7 protein-coding genes and 1 riboswitch are annotated in these 7,326 nt (G+C 31.0%); of the genes, 4 read left to right on the top strand and 3 right to left on the bottom strand.

Going from position 1 to position 7,326, the window contains the following annotated elements; translation table 11 throughout:
• Both JJE11_RS11120 and JJE11_RS11115 read right to left on the bottom strand, forming a co-directional pair.
• On the bottom strand, positions 1-591 hold a 591-nt coding region (locus JJE11_RS11120; RefSeq protein ID WP_291635569.1), incomplete at its 3' end, for a tetratricopeptide repeat protein.
• 123 nt (positions 592-714) lie between these two features.
• A complete protein-coding gene (locus tag JJE11_RS11115) occupies positions 715-1,632 on the bottom strand; it encodes a polysaccharide deacetylase family protein (protein ID WP_291635567.1) in 918 nt (305 codons plus the stop codon).
• A gap of 247 nt (positions 1,633-1,879) precedes the next feature.
• Positions 1,880-2,060: riboswitch (cobalamin riboswitch) on the top strand.
• Positions 2,061-2,219: 159 nt separating this feature from the next.
• On the opposite strand from JJE11_RS11115, the gene cobU reads away from it, so the two are divergent.
• The 4 genes from cobU (at position 2,220) to JJE11_RS11095 (ending at position 5,650) form a co-directional block, all read left to right on the top strand.
• A complete protein-coding gene (gene cobU, locus JJE11_RS11110; RefSeq protein ID WP_291635565.1) occupies positions 2,220-2,780 on the top strand; it encodes a bifunctional adenosylcobinamide kinase/adenosylcobinamide-phosphate guanylyltransferase in 561 nt (186 codons plus the stop codon).
• A gap of 88 nt (positions 2,781-2,868) precedes the next feature.
• On the top strand, positions 2,869-3,816 hold the full coding sequence (locus tag JJE11_RS11105; RefSeq protein WP_291635563.1) for an ABC transporter substrate-binding protein: 948 nt from the start codon (positions 2,869-2,871) through the stop codon (positions 3,814-3,816).
• A gap of 16 nt (positions 3,817-3,832) precedes the next feature.
• Complete coding sequence (locus tag JJE11_RS11100) at positions 3,833-4,885, top strand: iron chelate uptake ABC transporter family permease subunit (RefSeq protein WP_291635561.1); 1,053 nt, start codon at positions 3,833-3,835, stop codon at positions 4,883-4,885.
• A complete protein-coding gene (locus JJE11_RS11095; protein ID WP_291635559.1) occupies positions 4,886-5,650 on the top strand; it encodes a heme ABC transporter ATP-binding protein in 765 nt (254 codons plus the stop codon).
• 68 nt (positions 5,651-5,718) lie between these two features.
• Here JJE11_RS11095 and JJE11_RS11090 read toward each other — a convergent pair.
• Positions 5,719-7,326, bottom strand: a 1,608-nt coding sequence (locus tag JJE11_RS11090) for an ABC transporter ATP-binding protein (protein WP_291635557.1), incomplete at its 5' end; no start/stop codon positions are given.

The following is a 7,326-nucleotide window of genomic DNA, read 5'->3' as shown; positions in this document are numbered from 1 at the left end:
TTCAATATCACCTTTTCTTCCATAAATACTAGCTATACCATAATAACTCCATTCGAATTTTTCCACTTCTAAAGCTTTTTTATACCATTTGATAGCTTCATCATAATGTCCGTATAACTCATTAGCTAGTGCTTTATTAAACCTTGCATAACCATAATCAGGCTTAAGTTTTAAAGCTTGGTCAATTTGTTCTATACCACTCTTAAAATTCCCACTGTAAGCTAAAGCAATTCCTTCTACAGCATATGCCTTATAAAAGGTAGGATCTTCCTTTATAACTTGCCTTTCTGTTTCAATAGCTTTGTTATATTCTTTTTGAAAAAACTGATCATATCCTTTTTTCCATATGTTTTCTAAAATTTCTTGTTTTTGATTCATCTGCTGCTGTTTTTCGAGTTCTAATTTTTTTGATTCCTGATTTTTTATTTCAGAAGTTTTATTAGATTTCAACTCATTATTACTTTTTATAATAATTGAATCACTGCTTTTAAAATTAGTGTTTTTTAGTGTAGAATTAACTATAAGTCCTAATCCTATAGCAGATAAGATAGCAAAAACTACTATCTTAAATTTCAATGATTTTGTTTTCATATTTTCCACCTATTCTCTTATTACAGAATTGTAAATGGGGCATTATACATATGCAAATTTAATCTATTAAACTAAAATTATATGTCGAAGTTAACATTTAAAACCCTATATATTATTTTTATTTTATGAATTCAATTTTGCTTTAAACTGTTCTAAATTATAATTTGAATTAACAAATATTCTCCCTAATGAATATATATTATCATTTTTACCTATCCAACCAAATTCTGTTGAAAAAGCTAATATATAACCTGTTTGTTTAGCAGCTTTTATAGTGCTTTCAGTATATCCACCGTAAGGATATGAAATGTAATTTATTTTTCTGTTTAATATCTTTTCTAATTTAATTTTTGAAGCTTTCATAGTTTTTACATTATCTTCATATGGTATTTTATCTAAATGTTCATGTGCGACAGTATGACTTTCTATTCTTATATTGTCTAAATCCATTAATCTTAGTTGATTAGAAGTCAAATAATTCTCTTCTTTATCTATGGTATTGGTAATTACAAACATAGTTGCCTTTATTTTGAATTCCTTTAATATAGGATATGCATTTGTGTAGTTATCTATATAACCATCATCAAAAGTTATTACTATGGGTTTAGTCGGTAGTTTTCCGCCCTTTTGCATATAGCTATAAAGCTCATCTAATGTTAATGCTGTATAATTATTATTTTTAATATATTTCATTTGATTTCTGAAGTTTTCTTTTGAAACTCTTAATGTATTTCCTTTTTCATAACTAATAGAATGATACATAAGTATTGGTATTTTCTTGTTTTCTACTATATTAGTAGATACCGGTTTACTAATTGTTTCTTGAGTCTTTGAACTATCATATATTGGCAATTCATCTAATTCTTGAGTACTTAATAAAGTTTCTTCATACTTTTTTTCTAGCTTTTTCGTTTCATTTAATCCATTTAAATTAGTGCTTTCTTTAATGGGCACTGAACTAGTAGACTTATAAATTAGACCCATACTTCCTATTAAAATAACTATTGAAATTATTATAACTAGCTTTTTATTTATTTTCATTATACCCTCCAATTTTTCATTATTTATTTATAATATAAGCATATGGTAACTATATTTATATAATAGCAAAATACGTAACTTTAATCTAGAGAAATTTACTTTAATGTGACTAATTGTCACACATAGTTTATTAATATGAACTAATTTAATACCTAACCTAACTACTATTCTTCCCAATATGGCTCTACGAAATTCTATTGCTTAAATATTTTTTTGATGTTACAATAATTATTATGAACATAATAAAAATTGAATATTAGTTTTAGGTGCCCTGTAATAGGGGTTAAAAGGGAAAGTGGTTAAAAACCACTGCAGCCCGCCGCTACTGTATTAGAGAATGAAATCCAAAAAACCATTGGGAAACCGAGAAGGTTGGAGAGTAAGATGACGCTAAAGCCAGTAAACCTGCCTAATGCACTGAATTTTAGTCTTCGGGGGAAGATGAAAAATGCGTAATTTAAGAAAATATTGGGTAACCAATAAGCGGAAAAATTAATTGCATTATTCCACTTCCTTGTGAAGTGGTTTTTTTTATTTTCTTAATTTTTTACATATAAATAATAAATAAAATAATAAGGAGGTATGATATGAAAAAGATCATACTTATAACAGGTGGAGCAAGGAGTGGAAAAAGTACATATGCTGAAAAGTTAGCTAAAGAAGCTAAGGGCGGTGTACTCTACATTGCTACTTCAATTCCATTTGATGATGAAATGAAGGATAGAGTAAAAAAGCATAAGGAAAGAAGACCAGCTACCTGGTATACTTTTGAAGGTTACAAGAATTTAGAACAGGTATTCGATAACGTACAAATGCAGTTTGATACGATTTTATTAGATTGTATAACAATAATGGTTACGAATCTAATGTTTGATCAAGTAGGGGATAACTTTGATGATCTTAATGATCAGGATATAGATAAAATGGAAAAAGGAATTTTACAAGAGATAGATAATTTTCTTTGCGAAGCAGAAAAAAACTTGAAAACAATAATTCTTGTAACTAACGAAATCGGATCTGGAATTGTACCAGAATATAAGATGGCAAGGGTTTTTAGAGATATTGCAGGTAGAGCAAATCAGTATATCGCATCGAGAGCCATGGAAGTTCACATGGTGGTTTGTGGTATACCAATAAAGATTAAATAATGTAATATGTAAGTGAAAAATTATAATTTCTGGAGACTAAACAATTAATAATTACTTAGTGCCACTAAGGAATACTAGGAGGAAATTTATGTTTAAAAGAAAGATTTTAATAAGTATAGTTTTAACTATTTTTGTAAGTCTTTTATTTAGTGCTTGCGGTAGCACGGCTGAGAAGAATAAGGTTCTTGATACTACTAAAAAGGTGACAAAAGATGTTGTATATCCTTTAAATATTGTTGATTCATATAATAGGACAGTTACCATTGATAAAGAACCTAAAAGAATTATTTCAATTTCACCGACTATAACAGAGGGAATATATGCCCTTGGTAAAGATTCTAGTCTAGTTGGTAGAAGTGACTACGATGATTATCCAACTGAGTGTAGCAAGATACCATCCGTTGGTAGTTTATTAGAACCAAGTATAGAAAAAATTATTGAATTAAAACCAGATGTAGTTATTGCGTCGATGCTTTTTAGCAAGGACGTTATTAAACAATTAGAAGCCCTTAATATAAAGGTTATAGTGCTTTATGGTGAAGAAAATTTTACTGGTGTATATGATACTATGACTAAGCTTGGCCAGGTTGTAAATGCCAGTGAAAAAGCACAGACAATAATAGCCGACATGAAAAAGAAAGTTGCAGATATAACTACGAAGGTAGCTAATGCTAAGAAACCAACTGTGTATTATGTAGCGGGGTTCGGTAAAAGTGGTGATTTCACTGCAGGAAAAGATACATTCATAGGCAATATGATAGAAATGGCTGGTGGGAAAAATGTTGCAGAAGATGCAATTGGTTGGAAATACAGTGTAGAAAAACTTGTAGAAAAGAATCCTGATATTTTAATATGCTCTAAGTTATATGATTCAAAAAAAGGTATAGAAGCTACTAATGGTTACAAAGATTTGAAAGCAGTTAAGAGTGGGAAATTATTGGAGGTTGATGAAAATATCATTGTTAGACAGGGACCAAGACTTGCAGATGGACTAGAAGCAATTGCTAAATTAATCCATCCTGAACTTTTTAAATAGAAGGGGCTACAGGGTTATGACGTTTATAGAAGAGAAAAATTATTATAGAAGAGTTTTTGCAGTAGGGGTATTTTTACTCCTAATTGTAATAATTATTGCGTCAAATTTTGGGGCGGCAGACATTTCTTTAAAACAGACTGCTTTAATTTTAATAAGTAAAATACCAATATTAAATAACTTTGTATCATTAGGGGAAATTAAGCCTACTTCTGCAGTTATATTATTGAATCTAAGACTTCCTAGAATACTTTTATCTTGCTTGGTAGGAGCTGCGCTTTCAGTGGTTGGAACATCTTTTCAAGGAATATTCAAGAATCCAATGGCAGACCCTTTTGTTCTCGGAGTTTCGTCTGGGGCAGCACTTGGGGCAACTGTAACCATGCTTTTTCTTAAAGAAATTCATTTCTTTGGGATGAGTATGATAGCATGCAATGCGTTTATAGGAGCTATAATAACTACTTTTTTGGTATATAATATTGCGAGAGTTGGAACAAAAGTTCCAGCTGCAACACTTCTCCTCGCAGGTATTGCTATTAATTATTTATTATCTGCTATTATTTCATTAATGATGACTTTTAATAGTGACGATATTCAGAAAATAGTTATGTGGACTATGGGTAGTTTTTCAACAGCTGGTTGGAATGAGGTAATTCTACTGTTTATAATAATAGTTCCTTCAATTTTGTTTATATCAGTATTTTCAAGGGATCTGAATATTATGATGCTTGGAGAAGATAGTGCTAGGAGCCTTGGTATAGATGTAAATGGATTTAAAAAGTATATATTTGTAATAAGTACTTTGATGGTGGCAGTAGTTGTATCTGTAAGTGGAATAATTGGCTTTGTAGGCCTTATAGTGCCTCATTCTATTAGAATGATTTTTGGGTCTGATAATAGAGTGGTTATACCATTTTCTGCACTTGGGGGAGCTATATTTTTAATAATTTGCGATACACTTGCAAGAGTAATAGTTCCTCCAGCAGAAATACCAGTTGGAATTATTACTTCAATTTTTGGAGTACCATTTTTTATATATTTGTTATATAGAACAAAGAAGAAGGCGATTTAATTGATTGAAATAAATAACATAAGTTTTTCATTTGAACAGGAAGTATTAAAGGACATTAATATAAATATTGAAAGAGGAAAATTTTACACCATTCTAGGACCAAATGGATCAGGTAAAACAACTCTTTTGAGGATACTATCAAAATCGCTTAGCACTGAAAAAGGTGAAATTTTTATTGATGAAAAGAAGTTAACTCAAATGAAAACTAAAGTGCTGGCAAAGGAGATGGCGGTGGTATCGCAAAGTACAGAGATTGAATTTGATTTCTCAGTACAAGATATAGTTCTTATGGGAAGAACACCACATATTTCTAGATTTTGTTCTGAAAGTGAAAATGACATAAAAATAGCTATGAAGGCGATGAAAATGACGAATACTTGGGAACTTAGAAAAAAAAGCATCAATGCACTCAGTGGTGGCGAAAGACAACGCGTAGTAGTGGCAAGAGCAATTGCCCAAGAAACAGGGATAATTCTTTTAGATGAGCCTATTTCTCACTTAGATATTCATCACCAAATTGAAATAATGAATCAACTTAAACAGTTAAATAAAAATAAAAACATAACAATTATTGCGGTGCTTCATGATTTGAACATAGCAGCAGCGTATGGAGATCGTATGATACTAATGCATGATTGCGGAATTTACAAAGATGGCAGTCCGGAGGAAGTATTAACAGAAGATATAATTAAAGAGGTTTATGGACTCACGGTATATATAACTAAAAATCCTAAAACTGGGAAAACTTTTATTATGCCTTTTTAAACAAAATGATAGCACAATTGTAAATCAATTGTGCTATTTTCATGTCTATTATTACTGAAGGTGATGAGTTAACTCCAAGTGAGCTTCTCTAGTGTAATATGATTATGATACCAATCGTCATTTTGTGACAGCATCTCAGAAGAGCCTCTATTTTTAATCATGCCATTTTCTAAAATAGCTATTGTGTCTCCAGGACTAATTGAGGACACTCGGTGAGTTATAGACAATATTGTGTGAGCTTGGCTTGCCTTTTGAAGTACTGATATAAATTTTTCTTCAGTTATAGAATCAAGATTAGCAGTGATTTCGTCAAGTAGTAAAATAGGAGGGTCTGCCACAATTGCTCTAGCAATAGCAAGGAGCTGTTTCTGACCTTGTGAAAAAAGATTTTTACTAATTACTTGCGTATCTATACCATTTTCTAAAGATACTACATAATCAGTAAGTCCAACAAAGTCCAGTGCATTTTCAATTTGCTCCATTTTAATATTTTTGTCCTGCAGACTGATTTGCTGGGCCACAGTACCATTTATCATATGAAAGGACTGGTCAACATAGCCGAATATTTTGCGCTTTTCGGAGTTTGATATGCTATAAACATCAATTCCATTTATGGTGATAGTTCCATTTGAGGGTTTTAAAAATCCCATAGTAAGTTTGAATAATGTGGATTTTCCAACACCGGTTCTACCTACAAAGGTAACCTTCTCGCTAGGTTTTAAATCAAGAGAAATGTTTTTCAAAATATCAATCCCTTTTTCATATTGAAAGGTTACATCATTAAAGGATAGTTTTATCTCCGAGCGAATTGGAATAATATCCTCCACTTTAAGTTCGCTGCGAGTGTGGTGGTCCTCAGGTAAACGATAAAAGTCATTCACCCTATTGATACCAGATACTGCCTGTTGAATGTTTTGTAGCTCCATACCTAAATTTTCAATGGGAGCGAATAAATTGGAAATCAATTCAATGGAGGCGGCAACCATGCCTAATGATATACCCAAAAAGTTTAGGTGCTTAGATGATAGTATTACAATAATACCAATCACTACAGCTCTAGTAATTTGGATAATGGGAGAAAATACAGAATCATAGAAATTTACTTTTTCTATTGTTTTATAGTTATCTAGTAAATAATCAGTATATTTTTTTTCCATATAGGCTTCTTTACTGTAGGATTTAATCATCTGAACATTCTTAAAGCTTTCTGCAATATGATTGTTTACATTGCCAACGTAAATTCGATTTTCTATTTGTGCCTTGAGCATTTTCTTTTGAAAAATCCGAGTGATGATATAAATAATAGGAAGTAGAATGAAAGTAATAATTCCAAGCTTTGCACTGAACATCCAGATAGAAACAATAATTCCTATAATTTTTAGGCAATCAACCATCATTCCAATAATACCACTTGTAAACATGGAATTGATTGCATCCACATCATTGGTGAACCTTGAAACAACTTGGCCTGTTTCATTTGAGGAAAAGAACATGGCATTTATTTTTTTTGATTTTTCCATCATTTCAAACCGAATTTCTTTGGTAACTTTTTGACCTAAAATTGTGAGCAGAGCCTCTTTCATAAAATCAAAGATACCAATAAATAAGAGTACGCCCATGTAAGTAATTGCTATGCCAAGCAATTTATCATTACTTTTTAATACAAGATTATGGTC

Source organism: Clostridium sp., from assembly GCF_016650095.1.
GTDB lineage: Bacteria > Bacillota > Clostridia > Clostridiales > Clostridiaceae > Clostridium_AD.
This window is presented reverse-complemented; position numbering and strand designations above follow the sequence as displayed.